Source organism: Bacillus sp. P14.5, assembly GCF_003316765.1.
GTDB lineage: Bacteria > Bacillota > Bacilli > Bacillales > Bacillaceae_B > Rossellomorea.
Genome location: NZ_NIJF01000044.1, coordinates 152,060 through 168,628, shown reverse-complemented (window position 1 = coordinate 168,628; position 16,569 = coordinate 152,060). Strand labels below are relative to the sequence as shown.

General features: G+C 42.3%; 16 protein-coding genes. 3 read left to right on the top strand and 13 right to left on the bottom strand.

Annotated features, from left to right (window positions below):
• Positions 1–667: 667 nt before the first annotated feature.
• Both B9Z54_RS05970 and B9Z54_RS05965 read right to left on the bottom strand, forming a co-directional pair.
• Positions 668–2,125: a spore germination protein gene (locus B9Z54_RS05970; protein ID WP_113927557.1), complete on the bottom strand. Its 1,458-nt coding sequence runs from the start codon at positions 2,123–2,125 to the stop codon at positions 668–670.
• A gap of 16 nt (positions 2,126–2,141) precedes the next feature.
• Positions 2,142–2,360, bottom strand: coding sequence for a hypothetical protein (locus tag B9Z54_RS05965; protein ID WP_113927556.1), 219 nt, complete (start codon positions 2,358–2,360; stop codon positions 2,142–2,144).
• Positions 2,361–2,549: 189 nt separating this feature from the next.
• Between B9Z54_RS05965 and B9Z54_RS05960 the strand changes: the two genes are divergently transcribed.
• Positions 2,550–3,359 carry a hypothetical protein gene (locus B9Z54_RS05960; protein WP_162785105.1) on the top strand — a complete coding sequence of 270 codons (810 nt, stop codon included), beginning with the start codon at positions 2,550–2,552 and terminating at the stop codon, positions 3,357–3,359.
• Positions 3,360–4,149: 790 nt separating this feature from the next.
• On the opposite strand, the gene B9Z54_RS05955 is transcribed toward B9Z54_RS05960, so the two are convergent.
• From B9Z54_RS05955 to B9Z54_RS05915, 9 genes are all read right to left on the bottom strand, one after another.
• Positions 4,150–5,694: a rhomboid family intramembrane serine protease gene (locus B9Z54_RS05955; RefSeq protein ID WP_205207676.1), complete on the bottom strand. Its 1,545-nt coding sequence runs from the start codon at positions 5,692–5,694 to the stop codon at positions 4,150–4,152.
• 411 nt (positions 5,695–6,105) lie between these two features.
• Positions 6,106–6,282 (bottom strand): hypothetical protein, encoded by a 177-nt coding sequence (locus B9Z54_RS25195; RefSeq protein WP_205207675.1) that lies wholly within the window; start codon positions 6,280–6,282, stop codon positions 6,106–6,108.
• A 240-nt stretch (positions 6,283–6,522) separates the two neighbouring features.
• Entirely contained in the window at positions 6,523–7,308 is a 786-nt protein-coding gene (locus B9Z54_RS05950) for a DUF92 domain-containing protein (protein WP_240189816.1), read from the bottom strand.
• Positions 7,301–7,864, bottom strand: coding sequence for a 5-formyltetrahydrofolate cyclo-ligase (locus B9Z54_RS05945; RefSeq protein ID WP_113927553.1), 564 nt, complete (start codon positions 7,862–7,864; stop codon positions 7,301–7,303). The genes B9Z54_RS05950 and B9Z54_RS05945 overlap by 8 nt, the downstream gene beginning before the upstream one ends.
• A gap of 521 nt (positions 7,865–8,385) precedes the next feature.
• Positions 8,386–8,535 carry a 50S ribosomal protein L33 gene (gene rpmG / locus B9Z54_RS05935; RefSeq protein WP_064091498.1) on the bottom strand — a complete coding sequence of 50 codons (150 nt, stop codon included), beginning with the start codon at positions 8,533–8,535 and terminating at the stop codon, positions 8,386–8,388.
• Positions 8,536–8,783: 248 nt separating this feature from the next.
• Complete coding sequence (locus B9Z54_RS05930) at positions 8,784–9,224, bottom strand: hypothetical protein (RefSeq protein WP_113927552.1); 441 nt, start codon at positions 9,222–9,224, stop codon at positions 8,784–8,786.
• A gap of 6 nt (positions 9,225–9,230) precedes the next feature.
• Positions 9,231–10,277 (bottom strand): nucleotidyltransferase family protein, encoded by a 1,047-nt coding sequence (locus tag B9Z54_RS05925; RefSeq protein ID WP_113927551.1) that lies wholly within the window; start codon positions 10,275–10,277, stop codon positions 9,231–9,233.
• A complete protein-coding gene (locus B9Z54_RS05920; protein WP_113927550.1) occupies positions 10,274–12,592 on the bottom strand; it encodes a glycosyltransferase in 2,319 nt (772 codons plus the stop codon). The genes B9Z54_RS05925 and B9Z54_RS05920 overlap by 4 nt, the downstream gene beginning before the upstream one ends.
• Positions 12,593–12,795: 203 nt before the next feature.
• Positions 12,796–13,479, bottom strand: coding sequence for a DUF4912 domain-containing protein (locus B9Z54_RS05915; protein WP_113927549.1), 684 nt, complete (start codon positions 13,477–13,479; stop codon positions 12,796–12,798).
• Positions 13,480–14,091: 612 nt separating this feature from the next.
• On the opposite strand from B9Z54_RS05915, the gene B9Z54_RS05910 reads away from it, so the two are divergent.
• Together B9Z54_RS05910 and B9Z54_RS05905 are read left to right on the top strand one after the other, a co-directional pair.
• Positions 14,092–14,451, top strand: a complete 360-nt coding sequence (locus B9Z54_RS05910) for a hypothetical protein (protein WP_113927548.1) — start codon at positions 14,092–14,094, stop codon at positions 14,449–14,451.
• An 11-nt stretch (positions 14,452–14,462) separates the two neighbouring features.
• Positions 14,463–14,921 carry an MltG/YceG/YrrL family protein gene (locus B9Z54_RS05905; protein ID WP_113927547.1) on the top strand — a complete coding sequence of 153 codons (459 nt, stop codon included), beginning with the start codon at positions 14,463–14,465 and terminating at the stop codon, positions 14,919–14,921.
• A 35-nt stretch (positions 14,922–14,956) separates the two neighbouring features.
• Here the strand turns inward: B9Z54_RS05905 and phoU are convergent, their stop codons facing one another.
• Both phoU and pstB read right to left on the bottom strand, forming a co-directional pair.
• Positions 14,957–15,613, bottom strand: coding sequence for a phosphate signaling complex protein PhoU (phoU, locus tag B9Z54_RS05900; protein WP_113927546.1), 657 nt, complete (start codon positions 15,611–15,613; stop codon positions 14,957–14,959).
• Between the two features lie 128 nt (positions 15,614–15,741).
• A complete protein-coding gene (pstB, locus tag B9Z54_RS05895; RefSeq protein WP_113927545.1) occupies positions 15,742–16,569 on the bottom strand; it encodes a phosphate ABC transporter ATP-binding protein PstB in 828 nt (275 codons plus the stop codon).

The following is a 16,569-nucleotide window of genomic DNA, read 5'->3' as shown; positions in this document are numbered from 1 at the left end:
CTAGGGACAAAACCTTATAAAAAGCTCTTTTCAAAAGAATGTGTCTGAGTATAAAGAAAGGATTTCCGCTCCAGGTGCACGACTCCGCGGGGCGGGCGCTGAGCCTCCTCGGCTTCATAAAAAGCGGAAGCGGCCGTTCAGCACCGTACGGATTGTAGGGCTCCTGCATGAGATAAAGGAATCACGAAGAGCGAAAGCGATTCGATGATGACTTATCGCAAGGAAGGAGACCGAAATCCGCTAGGTGCTGGCCGCTGGAGCTAGATTTGCCTGCGGGGTTACGTTCCAGTGGGTACGTAACCTTGGTCTCACCTGTCATCAAAAGTGGAAGCGCCTTGGTCAGCCCCGACAGGCAAATGTTCCTCAGAGAAAAAAAGGCGGTCTTTCCTTTTATTCTCTGAGGGTTGTTTGACCCCGAGGGGCTAGGCGCTGGAACTAGACGACCGCTAGTCCCGCAGGAGGTCGCACACCTTCCGCTCCAATCCGCCTACGATCAGGAACTGGCGGATAACCTAATCTAAAAAATAACATCTTTAAGGTGAGAGCCTAATAACAAAAATGAACCGCATGAGATCAAGTATATAACCTTGATCTCATGCGGTTTTATTTTCGATGATTTCTACTTGCATCTATTAGTTTTCTACTTTTGTCCCAGCCTCTTACCATATCAACGGTCAGGGTCTTGAGGATTAAGGAAACGCGGCCTTCTGTTCTTTAATGGCATAGGCGATCTTAACAGCACATCTCTCATCGCCCTGAAATTAAATGGAATAAACGGCCACATGTAAGGTACACCAAAAGACTTGATTCTTGACAGAAATATAATCCAAACCGTAATTCCTATCACCAGCCCATATACACCAAAAAGGGCTGTCGTAATCAACAAGGCAATACGGATAATCCTGTTTGCCAGGCTCAATTCATAGCTTGGAGTAGAAAATGTCCCTATTGCGGCGACCGCAAGATACAGGATGACCTCATTGATGAATAAGCCAACCTCCACTGCCACTTGGCCAATCATCAACGCAGCGACAAGCCCAAGGGCTGTGGCAAGCGACGTTGGTGTATGGATAGCGGCCATCCTCAGCATGTCTATACCGATTTCCACTATCAGGAACTGGAAGATAAGCGGTACTTCACCTGTATCATCCGGGCCTACGTAGTCCAGTGCAGGCGGCAGCAAATCGGGCTGCGCTGCAAAAAGGTAATAAAGCGGCAGGAGAAATATAGATGCCCATACCGCGATAAAGCGAACAAACTTCAAATAAGCTCCGACCATAGGTTTATTCCGGTATTCCTCGGCATGCTGCAAGTGATGCCAAAAAGTAGTCGGTGTGATTAATACACTGGGCGATCCATCCACAATGATACAAACATGCCCTTCATATAAATGGGCAGCAGCAGTATCCGGCCTTTCTGTGTATCGTACCATTGGATAGGGATTCCAATGCCTTCCGGATATGAATTCTTCCAGTGTTTTTTCTCCCATTGGCAGACCATCAGTATCTATCTTAGATAAGGATTCTTTGATTCTTTTGACAAGATCGGGATCGGCAATATCCTCTAAATAACAGACTACAATATCCGTTTTGGACCTTCTCCCGACTTGTAAATATTCCATTCTCAGTGAACGGTCCCGTATTCTTCTTCTAGTCAAGGCAGTATTGAAAACCAGTGTCTCCACAAAACCGTCTCTCGAGCCGCGTACAACCCTTTCCATATCTGGTTCCTGCGGTCCTCTGACAGGATACGTCCTGGCATCAATCAAGATAACTTTGTCTATCCCGTCTACAACCAAAGCTGTAGGTCCGGCAAGAACCATGTCAGCCACTTTATTTAAATCATCCGTTTCCTCTACTTCCACATATGGGATATAGGTCTTCATCAGTTTCTGAAGTGTATCCCCATCCAGCTGCCCTTCATCCAGTTCAGCCAGTAACTTCATTAGATAGTGCATGATATCATCTTTAACAAAACCATCCACAAGGTACATGGCCATCTTTCTTCCTGCATAGAAAAGATCCATCTGAATGACATCAAAACTTTTATCTACAGCAAGTAGTTCTTTAAGATAATCTGTATTCTCCTGCAGGGAAGTTGAGACAGCTTGTTTATTATCTGACACGGAAATTCACCTCTTTTTAAATAGCAAAACCCATCAGCCGACCATTTTTAAGAATGGCTGTTTTCACATATATTGCTGCTTTCGGATATTCCCGGATACTAAGACTTTTCACTCTAATTTGAGTGAGCAGCTCTTTTCTATCTTTCTTATCAGGATTTTTCAGGTCAATTATAGATAGAGTTACCTTACTAAATTCATTATTAATAGCAACAATGCTTATTGACAATAATTTCATGCATAAATCATATCTCCCATCCTAGACATCGCCGGTTGAAACTATACATTTTGAACATAAATTTTTTGCCCGGTACATACAATGAGAAATAAAAGGGACAAACCTCATTAAGTGGGTGGCAGTGTGAAAGGAAAACATTCTTTGCGTATAGCAGGAGCAGCAGTCATATTTATTTCGTGGTGGGTATTCATGTTGCTTAACCCTCCAGCAAGGGAAAGCATCATTTTTTTCCCATTGAACGAAAAAGCAAACTATGAATCTGCTAATACACTGTTAACATTGAAGGATACAAAAGTGAATGACGTCTATGAAGTGAATTGGAAAATAACTTCGGTTCTTGATCAAGATGCCTATTTACGTCAGGATGTCGGCTTTCTCTATTTCAATGGGCGGTTAAGATCCAAGTTGAGCGGGTGGGAGCAGAACACGGACAGAATCGTCGAAGAGGATACAGCCAAGGGAAAGGAAAGCAGCCTTCTGCAGGCCATCTCGTTTCACTATTCCGAGATACATGAAAATGAGGATAACTATACAAGTGCCCAATCAATGTCCGATGACCAACTTTATGTAATCGATTCTAACTTCAGCCCATTAAGTTCTTTCAGGAAACCTGACTCTGTTTCCGAGAAGGAATGGAAATCAATTCTTGATAAGGTGACAAGCCAGCAGCTTCAGTACAATTGGAAAAAAGCCATGGAGGAATATAGTATCAACGGACAGGATTACCTGCAAATACCCTTAATCGAGTTACCCGCATATAATGCGTCTCCCCCTAAAGGATTGAAACAACAGCAGTGGAATGAGATAGTGGGGAATTTATGGGAAGGGTTATATAAAAATTACTTTCTTGGTATTAAGACAAACAACGGCAAGGTTGTGGATCCATTGGACAGCTCGATGCCCCTGATCTTGATTCGGGTTGAAATCGGCGACCTGCTCGTACTCTTCACAACCCAAGAGGGCGAGCACATACTCCTTCAGCAAAAGTTCCCGGTTTGATCTTAAAGTATTAACTGTACTGGATGGAAAGTAGGCTGTGGTTTTTGAATCCAGCTCCAAGGTCCCAACGGCTAGCAGACTGCCCGCCCCCTTCTTGCGATAAGTCATCATCGAATCACTCCGGTCTTCGTGATTCCTTTATCTCATGCGGGTCCGGTACAGTCCGTACGCGGCTGGACGGGTCCTTTCCACTTTTTAATGAATCCAGCTCCAGCGCCCGAGGACCCGTACCCACCGGAACGGACTTAGCCCCTCGGGGTCAAATAACCCCTGGGAATAAGGAGACATTTTCCTGTGGGTTTAAAAGGGGGCGCTAACGCTTTTTTCTGTAAATAACCTTCTAAAGATGAATTAGCTTATTAGCAGCTTAACGGCCTCGAAAAATAAGGGGAGAAATTCCCCTTATTTAGGAAAAAGCATTAAAAACGACTAAAATAGAGGGAAAAATTCCCTCTATTTGCTTAGAAAACCACCAAAAAGGTTTAATTTTCTTTGATTAACGGGAAAATTTCCCCTTATTAATCCTTACGGCAGTTAAATCGCATATGCATGATTTCGGAACTCTATAATTTTTTTCCCTGAAACTTACTAAACCAAAATAGTGATAAATCAATAAAAAACGCACTGAATTCATTAATTCAAGTGCGTTTTAATGTTTTCTGAATGCCTGAACCTCTCAAGAAGAACACGCTACACTAAAAACTAAGGCTTTTCTTTCTGCTTAACAGGATTTTAATAAAGGCATCACCTTCAAAACCCTTATTAAGTAATAAAGCTTAAGAAAAGAACGTTACGGTGACTCCTTAGATTGCAGTCTTTCATGAAGTTCCTTAAATTGATTGTTATCCTTTTGAAGCTGATAAGCTCTTTTGGCATGGTCCCTGGCTTCTTCTTCCTCACCTCTTTCGACAAGGAGGACAGCCAGGTTATAATGGGCTTCCGGAAAATCCCTGTCATGCACCAAAGCTTCATTAAGGTACGTTTCGGCTTCGTTATACTGCTCATTTTTAATCTTTACTATGGAGTATAGGAAGTAACTGTGTGCGTCAGCCTCCCGCTTTTCAATAACATCCACAAGGATAGCAGAGGCTCCCTCGATATTACCATCATTAAGCATCTCTTGAGCTTCCGCATTGCTGATGGAAGGGTCGAATAGAATCGGTCCATGCTGATACCCATACCAAAGAAGAGCAGGAATGGCTGCTATGGCCAGGATGACAGCACCAAGCTGTATCCCCCATCGTTTCGCGCGCGGAAGATGCACAACAGCCGCTGAAAGTGCACCGCCTGCCAGTCCGCCGATATGCCCGGCGTTATCGATCCCCGGCAGTGTAAATCCCAGCGCGAGATTGATTCCAATGACAACAAGGATATTGGTTCCCATCGTCCGGAAAAAAATTCTCGGGTAGGCTGTACCGAAGTACAACAAAGCGCCAAAACAACCAAAAATCGCACCACTGGCCCCGGCTGACAAGGAATTAGTAAAAACAAAACTTGCCAGCGTGCCTGTAAAGCCGGCAAATATATAAATAAACAAAAACCTGGCGCTTCCAAAAATCCTTTCAACCGCCATGCCTAAAAAATAGAGAGCAAACGTGTTCATGAGTAAGTGAAGGAACCCTATGTGTATGACAACCGGGGTAAAAAATCTCCACCATTCCCCTTCGAGTATCAACGGATTGTATTTTGCTCCATACCGGATAAGATTCTCGGTATTCTGGCTGCCTCCTGCCATCTCCATAATAAAAAACACCGCAAGCTGCAATGCAATGAAAACATAAGTAAAAAACGGTTTGCCCATAGTGAACAGCGACTTTTCTTCTTTTGCTTTCTTAGTGTCAAAAGAAAGAACATTTTCTTTGAGGGCATGTACTTCCATCTCTTCCGGCTCTTCTTTGATTTCCCAATGAGCTTCCTCATTAAATAGCCCGGTAACTTTATTAATATCCTCTTTAACATTGTCTATAGTGATTATAGCCGACTGTACAGTTGTCTTGGCCGCCTGGGGCAAGATGTAATCACTCGAGACCAATTCTTCATAATCATCTACAGGTGGATAGGCACTAATATAAATGTTTTTTAATATAAGCTTACTTTTCTTAAGAGCCCTTCTGATCTTTTCACCATTTAAAGCCGTCAGATGGACATCCCGCTTCAGCTTGCTGCTCCAATCAAGATCATCACGAACCACCCTGATGACCGGTGCTTGTTTATGTGAGGAGTTTTCCAGCCATAATTGCTGCTGATCCTGAGACATATTGATGATGCGGTACCCTTTTTCTACTATTAAGTAATGTATAGTTCTCCAGAACAAATAGTTTAGTTTCGTATTCAAAAATTCTCCTCTGCCTTTTTAGATAATTTTGACTTTCTTCTACTTAATCACCAACCGGGTAAAAAGTAAAGGCATTTGGTGCCGGCTACCTCACCCGATGCTCTGCCGGCAGTGAGGACGCAACCAAAATAAAGAGGCTGTCTTCATATATATGGTTGTTTTTGGAAAAATCTCAACAGCCGGATCCCCCGGATACTAACTGTGAGCTCTTTTCTCTCTTGCTTACAGGTTATTTTCCATGAATTGTGGGTGTCACTCTACGGAGTACATGTCAAATAGCTACAGGGTTTACGAAAAGAGACAATAAAAAAGATGCTCTACATTTATAGCAGGCCATCCATACCACAGTCCTGACTGCAGTAGATTCTAACCACTATATAATGAAGAACATCTTTCATACTTGCAGCAGATTCAGCGGAATGCTGTAGTGAGAAACTTGCTGCGGAGCCAAGGAAGACTCATTGCAGCCCTCACCACCATCCGCCTCACTGTGAAATTTCCCAATAGGACATTCACAAGTTTGTATCGGTACTGATAAAACACAGAAACAAAACACGCTATGATGACCCACTTAATAATTCCGTTCATAATAATCAGCCTCCTCGTTCTATGTTGTGCACCTTTTCCGCATTTTATCCTTGGCTTTTTCCGCAAATTTTTACTTTCGGAACGCTTTTTTGCCACGAAAGTGCTTATTGAGAACAGCTCTTCTCTTTCTTCCTTACAACTATATTTCCCGTAAATAATGGCATTATTTCAAAAACATATTAATTAGCTCAAAAGTTTAAGAAAAGAACCTAATCCATTAATGGAAAAATAAAAATAGATTCAGCTAATTAAATGGGCAATCATAATTGCCAGAACACCTGCAAGGAAACTGGCAGAAAAGTTGACGAATTCGTTGTTGACAAGGGGTATTCCTTTCATCCCTTCTGTCTTGATTCCACAATGCTCCGATGATTCTGTTATCAATGCACACCTGCGGCATCGGTACTCTATCTGGACAAAGGCTCCCAATATGGTATCTGCCAGACTGCCGAAGAAGCCTGCAAGCATAATTAGTAACGCTGACTCGGTGGAAATCTCCTTAAACAGCAGGAGAGATAGGAGAGCTATCAAAAAAGACCCAGCCAGACTTGCGAGCGTTCCCAGTAAAGAAACAGCTCCCGAGGATCCCTTCTCCACCCTTCTTAAATTCCTGAATGATATAGGATCGCTTTTGCTCAAAGGCCCTATTTCAGAAGCCCAGGTATCTGCATTGGCGGCGGCAAGTGATGAAAATACCCCCAGCATGTAAATGGCATCTTCCGTGATGATATAAAGAAGCGAAAAGATCAACGCACTTCCTCCATTAGCCATTACCTGCTGCCAATCCCTAATAGACGTCTTGGCAAGCCTTTGCTCAATTTCTGTTTTGGCACTACTTCTGAATTTTGACCATAAACTGCTCGTCCCAAAGAAGCCCCCCAGTACAACGAGCCCCCTCCAGCCAAACGCAGACGAGACTGTAATCCCGGTAAAAAGGGCGGCAATAGCCCCGCTGACACTTAAGTTCTTCGTCTTCCAGCCCAAAAAGCTGACGGCTAAAATCAATAACAGGACTGTCTCATTCACAATTCAGGACTGCTCCCTCAGTAATGATTTTGCCAACGGGAATATCAAAATGTTCAACAGGCACTTCCTTCACCACTTGTTCGTGAAAAGCAAGGGACAAAGTGCGGCCTTGATAGTTTGCCAAAAACCGATCATAATAGCCTCCGCCGAATCCCAATCTATAGCCGCTCCTCATAAAAGCCAATCCCGGAACGATGACCAGGTCAATCATATCCTTTTCAGCCAAAATACATTTATCCGGATCCGGTTCCAGCAGCCCGAAGTATACCTTCTCCAAGTCAGCAAAAGAATCCAACTGATAGAAATCCAGCCTTCTGTCTTTAGGCGAGCACTTTGGCACAAGGACCCTTTTATCTTCTTCCCATGCTTTTCTAATAATCTGCCACGTATCCACTTCAGGGAAATTCGATACAGTTAATGCAATTGTGTGAGATGCAGCCCATTCTTCCGTTTTATACAACTCACTGGCAATAAGAAAAGATTTGTGTTCGTATTCAGGTCTGTCAAAAGCAGCAAGCAGTGCTTTCTGCTTGTTTCGAAGTTCCTTCTTATCCATTTATGAGATCACCCCTTGCAGTCTCTTATCACTCAAAAGCGTAAGCGCCATGTCCAGCCCCGACAGGCAAATGTTCTCAAGAGAAAAAAGGCGGTCTTCCCTTTTATTCTCTTGGGGTTATTTGACCCCGAGGGGCTTGGCGCTGAAGCTGGACGCATCAAAAGCGTAAGCGCCATGTCCAGCCCCGACAGGCAAATGTTCTTAAGAGAAAAAAAGGCGGTCTTACCTTTTATTTCTCTTGGGGTTATTTGACCCCGAGGGGCTTGGCGCTGAAGCTGGACGCATCAAAAGCGTAAGCGCCATGTCCAGCCCAGACGGGAAATGTTCTCAAGAGAAAAAAAGGCGGTCTTCCCTTTTATTCTCTTGGGGTTATTTGACCCCGATGGCCTAAGTCCGTGCCAGTAGGTACTGACCTTCTGGCGATGAAGCTCGAGGAAGAACCCATCGTTAAACTCATCCTCGCAGGTTGATTTTTATAGTTCTTATGCAATAAAAAAAGCAGCAGGAAAAATCCCGGCTGCTTACTTTGTTTCACGATGCAATGTTACACGTTTTAGTTTAGGGCAATATTTTTTCAGCTCTAAACGGTCTGGATTGTTACGTTTGTTTTTTGTAGTAATATAGTTACGCTCACCAGTTTCTGTGCAAGCTAAAGTAATGTTTACACGCATTGTTATTTCCCTCCAAACTTAGCTATCTTCATCTGTTCATACGACTTTTTTATAATATCACTTTTTCAAATGAAATGCTAGTCTGTTTTTCAAGTGTTTGTGGAAATTTCGCAGATCATCCTTGGAGTCTGCCTCTGCCCCTATCACATGACCCTGAATTTTTTGTAAAGGGGAAAACAATAGGTCGAAGGAAGCCACAGTCAGAGCAGGTCCTTTCAAAAGAGGCTGATAAGGAATAGTTCCGGTTTCTAATGTTTGTTTCCAGCTGGAAATCCCTCTAGCAGTGAGCGGATATAGCGATCGCCGGACCATACCGTTGCTGTTATCCACCTGGTAGTCCACCAAGGAAGATTTTGCAGAGGAATAGTGATGGACAAGATGGTCATCAGGTGAGATAAAGCTGAGTCTTTCAGCTCCTGAGGTTTTCCAGTCCAAAAGAAAAATAACTTGAGTCTCCGGTGGATCCTTCTCTTATTCTCAACTGAAAACCTCAGAACACTTCCTTCAGTGTGATTTTCTTCCTGAACCACACACGTGAAATCTTTCCAATTCGCGAAATTTGAAAGCTGCTGTGATTCTTTTTTGCCGCTTTCTTCAGAAGAGGCGAAAATTTCATAATGAAAATTAGCGGAAATGTCTTTAGGATTCTTATATACGTTTGCGTGCGATACATTCATTTTCATTTTCATCGTCCTCTACACCTTTTGCCATTGTTTGATTTTATTAAAATAATAACCTGCAAATTCCTTAGCGAGGTTCCTGCGTTCTGCCTTTGAGTAAATGATAAAACCATTGCTGGGCTGATCTACTATTCTCGTCCAGCCTCCAACACTATGGGAGATCAAGATTCCGTCAAGATTAAGGACCGGTACATCTTTTTGTTCTTCCACCAATTTATTGATAACCTGCTGTTTTTGATGATCAGGGCAGGACACCATCATCCTGGTCAAATAGTTAAGGGTGCTTTCAAATCCATCCCTCACGGTGACAAATTCGTCTAATATCCCTGTGCCCACTCTTTCTTTTCTTAATTTCATTTGGCCAGTAAGAAATTCCTCTCTAGCCAGTTTGTATTGTTCGGGATTGCCGATATCACGCCAATAATCATCTGTCCGGAACACGAAGATATCTTCCTTCTCCGCCAGCAAACTTGGAAACACATCCTTGCTGAAGTCTGTGTATCCTTCAAAGCGATACTTCTTCAATAATTCTGGTTCAATGATGTAGATACCAGTATTGACCAGATTACTGTCAATCTGTCCGACGTGAGGTTTTTCAACGAATTCTATTAATCTTCCTTCGCGATCCGTTTTACATATCCCATACCCCCGAGGCGATACCAACTCTTTCCCTACGATAGTCAAGGCTGCAGCGTTTTCTTGATGAAATTGGATGGCATGGCGCAAAGAAAGACTTGTAAATGCATCGCCGCTGAGGACGACAAATGGTTCGTCAAGATAATCTCTCGAGTTAAAAACTCCACCAGCCGTTCCGAGAGGCAGTTCTTCTTGTAGATAGGTGATGTTTACCCCTAACTTCCGGCCATCCCCAAAGTACTCTGAAATCTTTTCTGCTTTATAGCAGGTCGTTATCATAATAGAGGAGATCCCGTTTGCCTTTAACAAATCAATATTGTATTCCAATATGGGCTTATTCATGATTGTCACCATCGGTTTTGGAACTGAGAGCGTATAAGGTTTTAGACGCGTTCCCCTGCCTCCTGCCAAAATGACACCCTTCATGATAATGCTCCCTCCACCTTATGATGCAGTGTCAATTCTTCGTACAACTCCAGGGTTTGTTTAGAAATTCGTTCCCAGCTGAACATCGATTCTGCCACCTTATATCCGCTTTCACCCATTCTAATCTTCTTTTCTTCCTCTTCTTCCAGTTCAAGGATACATGATTTCAAGCTTTCGGCGTCACCAGGATTGAAAAGCAGCCCTGCATGCCCATGTTCTACCAGAGATTTGAGTCCGCCGGTCTTTGATGCGATAACGGCCCTTTTTGCGGCCATGGCCTCCAGGGCCACAATTCCAAAGGGCTCATAATAACTCGGGAATATAACGGCTTCGCTGTGAAAAAGAAAGGCATTCCTTTCCTTGTCACTGACATATCCCAGAAAATGAACGTATTCGTCCAGATCCTTTTCCTTCACTTTATTGCGATAGGTCTCTAAAAGGGGTCCTTTGCCAGCAATGACAAAGTGAATCCCCATTTCTTTGCTGATCATTCCCGCTGTGTCGATAACAGTTTCAAACCCTTTTTCATGAACGATTCTTCCTAAGGAAAAGTAATATTTCATTTCTTTATAATAATCTTTGAGAACACCCTCTTCTTGATTGACATTATGAAGGTTTACTCCGTTAGGAATGACAGACACGGGGAGTTCCTGTCTTGGCTGAAGTTCGGCGAGCTCTTCTTTCATATGTTCACTGCAGATGATCACATGGTTTGAAGAGCTTATAAGCTTTATCTCTTCTTCATGGATTTGCTGCTGCAAATTAGTATAGATCCCTTGATTTCTTCCATTTTCAGTTGCATGAATGGTTGTCAGGAGAGGCACTCCATAGTGAAGTTTCAACATACTGGCCGACTTTCCAACAATCCAATCATGAGCATGAATTAAATCAATCCTTTCTTTATTGAAAATTTCACCCGCTTTCTCAATAAAGGAAAGGTTAAGCTGGAACACCCAGTGAAGGAAGTCTTCTTCCATCGGATGGAGGGGGCCTGTTCTGTAGACATGGACTCCTTCGTCCACTTCATAGTCAGGAGCCCCATTTGTTGCTGCAGTAAGAAGGATGACTTTGCATCCTTTTTTAACAAGTGATTTAGATAAGTCATGAACATGTCTGGATAAACCGCCTATGATATTCGGTGGATACTCCCAGGAAAGAAGCAGGACCGTGCGCTGACCGGAGATCGGCATTACTCCCTCACCAAGTGAATTCTCTACCGTTAAAGGCAGGTACTCAAGTTTCTCTCTATACTCCAGCAGACTGGTGTTCTCTATTTTTCCATTATGCAGCTCTTCCAGCTCTCTGAATGCCTGCAGATAGGAAACATTCACTTCATTTTCAACAAGCAGGTGATGCAGGCTGAATACCCACTCCCTGATCATCTGCTTGACTATTCTGTCACTTTGGCAGTCGGAAAGGCTGCATTCTTTCAGTTTATTTTCCATCTCATGCAGCTCACGCAATCCTATCAGCACTTCATCAGGGAGAATAGCCTTGCCTTGATCCATCCCCAAATAACCAAAACCCGCTCTAGTCAAAGTGCTCTTTTCGTTTAAAAGTGTTTCCTCTATCCCCTCGAACTCGTTCCTTTGCTCAAAGACTTCTTCAAGTTGACTGCTCATCTCCTCAGCTCCACCCATCATTAACAGGTGCCCACCCTTCGTTTCCCTGCTGACAGGCAGAAGGCGAAGACCTCGAGGCGTCCTCAGCATACAAGAATCTTTATCATCCTTTTCACTATAAATAAAAGTAGTTTCAGAGATGAACGAATACTCTATGCCAAGTTCAGTCAAGTATAAATCGATACCCGGAGCATAGGCACAGTCCGGCAGCCAAAAGCCTTTTGGTTCTTTTGTGAAGTGCTTGCCATGCAGCAATAATGACTGCTGCAGCATTACCCGTATTCCCCATCCCGTCAAGAGGTGGGTAACCGGAAAGTTTGTTAAAGCAGAGGGAATGACTGTAATTCTCTTCTCTTCTTGCAGCAAGTTAATTTCGGAAGGGACATCCCGGTTCATTTTCACCCATAGTGCGTAAAGCTCTTCCAGGTTGTCATCTTCGTGATTTCTCTGGTTTTGCAATGCAGTCATGAAATATTTTTCTATTAGTTGCTTAGCTTCTTCTGTTGAAAGCCAATCGATAACCAGGGGATTAATTACATATACAATGCTTTTATTTCCTTGATCCGTGTAATTAGAGAGCACTAAACATTCATTCAAAAGTTTATTGATAGAATCGTTTTCTTTTTTAATATCTGCAGGGAATCGGGAAACTGTATTAGATACAATCATAAGGGATATTGGCTGCTTCTCCATGACTTCCTCCTAGTTTTTTAAATAGGCTCTTTTTTAAAAATTTTTAGCTTATATAAATTAATTTAGAAAAATACCCCATTCCGGAAATCCCCAATAAGCAGGAAAGAAAAGAGCAGCTCTCTGCCTTTAATGAGAAAACTCTTAGTATTCAGGGAAACCCGGCTCTTGATATTTTCCGACAGAAACAATCTAACCTAAACAGCCTATAAATAATACGAATAGGTGCTTACATGCTCTACCCATTGGGGGCTTTTTGATCGACCTGCTTCAAAATCCTGAAGCACCTCCAGTGGATGATAGTCCTGTCCATGGCCTGTCCTCGCTGTTTGAATTACATTGGAGCGGACTATACCCGTAAACCGTCCTGCCTGGCTTACTATCCCATACTCCACACAGTAGGATCGATTGGGTTGAAGACTGTTTATAAACCAATGAGTTGAGTGAGGATGTATAATAATATCTGTATGACTATGATGATTGTGCCCGTTAAAAGAGATTGAAGTGATATCAAATACTCTTAAGCAATATAGAGATTGTTCTTCCTTTAACCCGTGAAATCCCTTCACTTGCTTTATAATTGTTTCCGGTATATTCCAATAACAAAGGATTCTTGTGACATCTGAAAATACTGCCGTCATTTTTGATTTCAACATCTTTGTTTTTGTATTTTTATTAAAAACTCTGCCTTTATATTTTCCCTGCCGTTTATGTTTAGGCCGCATCCCGGTAATCTCTGAGGCTGCCGCAACAACTGCCTGGGATTCCTCAAGCGCCTTTTGATATTTCACCCATTGATACTGCACTTTTCCGACTGTTGTATCCATTTCCTTTGCAATCTTCCTGAAAGACAAGCCCTGATTGCGGTATTCAATAATTTGCTCCAGCATCCTTTTCACCTCTGAGATTAATTTTTGGATATATGCAATTATCAAAATATTTATTCGTCCATTTAATCCTATCACCAAGGGCAAAAACCTACAATAAACGCATTTTGTCGCATTTTGCCTGCATGCATTAAGACAATGAAAGAAGCGTAAAAAAAATTCATTTTCACCTGAAATAGTGCTATATTTTCCAGCCCGCTAACGGAAAACGACAAGTTTCTTCTATAAATAACGGAGATTCTCATAAAAGGATTCCGATTTTAGCAATGCATTATCCCATGCAGAATACGAGAGAGTAATCATTTTTATCGTTTCTAGTGAACGCGCAGGTAATGGAACTTGAGGTCCGGGAGGGGGCGTTCTTCTTCCGCCCCAATCATCCGATTTAAGAGGATAGATGGAGGGTAATCAGCATTAAAAGAGGTACCTCTTAGAAAAGAGCCTTATTTTAAAATAAATCAGAGAATACAAGCGAGTACCACATACTATTTTCAATCACGCCTTCATCCGGTAACAGCCTGTGTAAATTGAAGATTAAGTCTATTGAATCTATAGAGAAATACGATAAACTGTGCTATAAATAATAGGTAGCTAACACATACGAGGTGAACTTTTATGACTATTATTATTATCAGCCTTCTGTCCCTTTCAACCCTGCTATTTATAGTTTCATTCTTTCAAAAAGACCGATATACAACAATGGAAAAAGATATGGAAGAGCTTTCCATGAACTTCCTTCAGGAAAACTACACGATGAAAAAGAGGCTGAAGATCCTTGAAGAAGAGTTATTAATGGATGAAGGTCCGGTCTTTCAGACACCACCATCTCAACGTCCGAAGAAGAAGGTTCACGAGATTGTGAAGAATCAGGTTCTGGCACTTCATGCTCAAGGAATGAATCTTGAGCAAATCGCCAAGCAATCGGCACTGCCAGTGATGGATGTGCAGGAAATCATCCGGGATCGCAGTGTCTGAAAGGAGTCACCATGAATAAACAAAACACAAGGGCATTCGCAGCAGGTCTTTTGCTTTCTGCAATTCTCCTCATCATCTTCTCTTATACTAACAAGGACCAAGCTGAGTCCATGGATACACTTGAAGAACAAGGATATGTTATTTTGACTGAGGAAGAAGCAGAGAATCAACGTGAAGAAATAGGAAACCTCGAGGACAAGGTAAAAACCCTTACGGAGAATAAGGAAGAAGCAGAACAGGAAACAGACACCGTAACAGAAGAAAGAAGTGAAATCACACTAACCGTTTCAACTGGGATGACCCCCATCGAAATCAGCACCGAGCTTGAAAGCAAGGGAATTATAAAGAATGCAAGTGACTTTAACAGCTACCTGGTGAAAAGCGGACGGGCCGATAGAATCCAGATTGGTGATTATCAGCTTCATTCAGAAATGACGCTCGAGGAAATATCAACTTTATTAACAAAGTAAAAAGGCAGCCGCATTGGGCTGCCTTTTTACTTTGCTTAGGAATTCAAATCGAAACGTCTTCCTTTGACTAGATAGAATACTCCTTCCGCTACATTAGTAGCGTGATCTGCTGACCGTTCAAGGTAGCGGCAGATGAATGACAACTGTGTGATCTGATCGGTGAACTCAGGCTTCTGTTTATTAAGAGTAAGCAATTCCCTGATTGTCTCCCCATACAGGTCATCAATTTCATCATCAAGATCAGCAATCTTCTTAGCCTTCACCACATCTTCTTCAACTAACGATTCAAGAGTCAGGTTAATCATGTTTGATGTGAGTGTGTACATTTGTTTAATATTCTTAATTGGCTTAATCAGCGGTTCCTTACCGATCCTGATTGTTGATTTAGCAATATTAACTGCAAAATCCGCAATCCTTTCGATGTCGGATGCCACTTTAATTGTAACAATAATTCTTCGCAGGTCCGTTGCCACAGGCTGCTGTTTCGCGATAAGCAGAATGGCAATATCATTGATTTCTTCTTCAAGCAGATCTGCATGTGTATCGTCTTCTATGATTTCCAATGCTTTTTCAATATCCTGTTCTTCAAGAGCTTTAACGCTAGCATCAAGAGCGGTGTTTGCTAATCTTCCCAGCTCCATTAATTTTGCCTGCAGATCCTGCAAACTTTCATCAAACTGTCCTCTGGCCATACATACCCCTCCAATTATAGTTATCCATGAATGATTCTTGCTTTAACCGGCTCTATAGATTTGTTAAGTTTCTTAGTAATCTTCCATAGGAAAATATCCTTAGCTGATGAACTAAGGATATCACATAATCAACCGAATCTGCCTGAAATATAATCCTCTGTTCTCTTATCGCTTGGAGTAGAGAATATAGTATCAGTTTTATCGAATTCAATGACCTCTCCATTCAAGAAGAAGGCAGTCTTATCTGAAATACGTGCAGCCTGCTGCATATTGTGCGTAACGATGATAATGCTATAGTCTTTTTTCAAATCTTGAACAAGTTCTTCCACTTTAAGAGTAGAAATCGGGTCAAGCGCTGATGTCGGTTCGTCCATTAAAATGACATCAGGTTCGATTGCTAAACAGCGGGCAATGCAAAGACGCTGCTGCTGTCCGCCTGAAAGGCCATAAGCATTTTCCTTCAAACGGTCTTTGACTTCATCCCAGATAGCTGCGCCTCGAAGACTTTTTTCCACGATTTCATCAAGTACCTTTTTATTTTTGATGCCGTGGATTCGTGGGCCATACGCAACATTGTCGTAGATTGATTTAGGGAAAGGGTTTGGTTTCTGGAATACCATCCCTACCCTTGTTCTCAAGTCTTCAACAGTAAAGGACTTATCAAGAATACTTTTTCCTCTGTAATTGATATCGCCGGAAATTTTCACAACCGGAATCAATTCAACCATTCTGTTTAAGGTTTTAATGAAAGTGGACTTACCGCACCCGGAGGGTCCGATAATAGCTGTAACTTCATTTTGGTTTATCGCAAGGTTAATATTTTTCAGGGCTTTGTCTTCTCCGTACCAAAGATTAAGGTCTTTTGTTTCATAAACAATGCTTTTCTTTTGGCTGCCCGTTGTATCTTCTTTTAAAGTGATTTTACTCTTCTTCTCGTGACCAGATAGTACTGCCAT

Excerpts from the sequence above, each read along its gene's own strand:
- B9Z54_RS25195 (WP_205207675.1), bottom strand. The coding sequence starts at position 6,282 with ATGAACGGAATTATTAAGTGGGTCATCATAGCGTGTTTTGTTTCTGTG.
- B9Z54_RS05920 (WP_113927550.1), bottom strand. The coding sequence starts at position 12,592 with ATGGAGAAGCAGCCAATATCCCTTATGATTGTATCTAATACAGTTTCC.
- B9Z54_RS05960 (WP_162785105.1), top strand. The coding sequence starts at position 2,550 with ATGTTGCTTAACCCTCCAGCAAGGGAAAGCATCATTTTTTTCCCATTG.
- rpmG (WP_064091498.1), bottom strand. The coding sequence starts at position 8,535 with ATGCGTGTAAACATTACTTTAGCTTGCACAGAAACTGGTGAGCGTAAC.
- B9Z54_RS05910 (WP_113927548.1), top strand. The coding sequence starts at position 14,092 with ATGACTATTATTATTATCAGCCTTCTGTCCCTTTCAACCCTGCTATTT.
- B9Z54_RS05905 (WP_113927547.1), top strand. The coding sequence starts at position 14,463 with ATGAATAAACAAAACACAAGGGCATTCGCAGCAGGTCTTTTGCTTTCT.
- pstB (WP_113927545.1), bottom strand. The coding sequence starts at position 16,569 with ATGGCAGTACTATCTGGTCACGAGAAGAAGAGTAAAATCACTTTAAAA.
- B9Z54_RS05945 (WP_113927553.1), bottom strand. The coding sequence starts at position 7,864 with ATGGATAAGAAGGAACTTCGAAACAAGCAGAAAGCACTGCTTGCTGCT.
- B9Z54_RS05925 (WP_113927551.1), bottom strand. The coding sequence starts at position 10,277 with ATGAAGGGTGTCATTTTGGCAGGAGGCAGGGGAACGCGTCTAAAACCT.
- B9Z54_RS05930 (WP_113927552.1), bottom strand. The coding sequence starts at position 9,224 with ATGAAAATGAAAATGAATGTATCGCACGCAAACGTATATAAGAATCCT.
- B9Z54_RS05915 (WP_113927549.1), bottom strand. The coding sequence starts at position 13,479 with ATGCTGGAGCAAATTATTGAATACCGCAATCAGGGCTTGTCTTTCAGG.
- B9Z54_RS05965 (WP_113927556.1), bottom strand. The coding sequence starts at position 2,360 with ATGAAATTATTGTCAATAAGCATTGTTGCTATTAATAATGAATTTAGT.
- phoU (WP_113927546.1), bottom strand. The coding sequence starts at position 15,613 with ATGGCCAGAGGACAGTTTGATGAAAGTTTGCAGGATCTGCAGGCAAAA.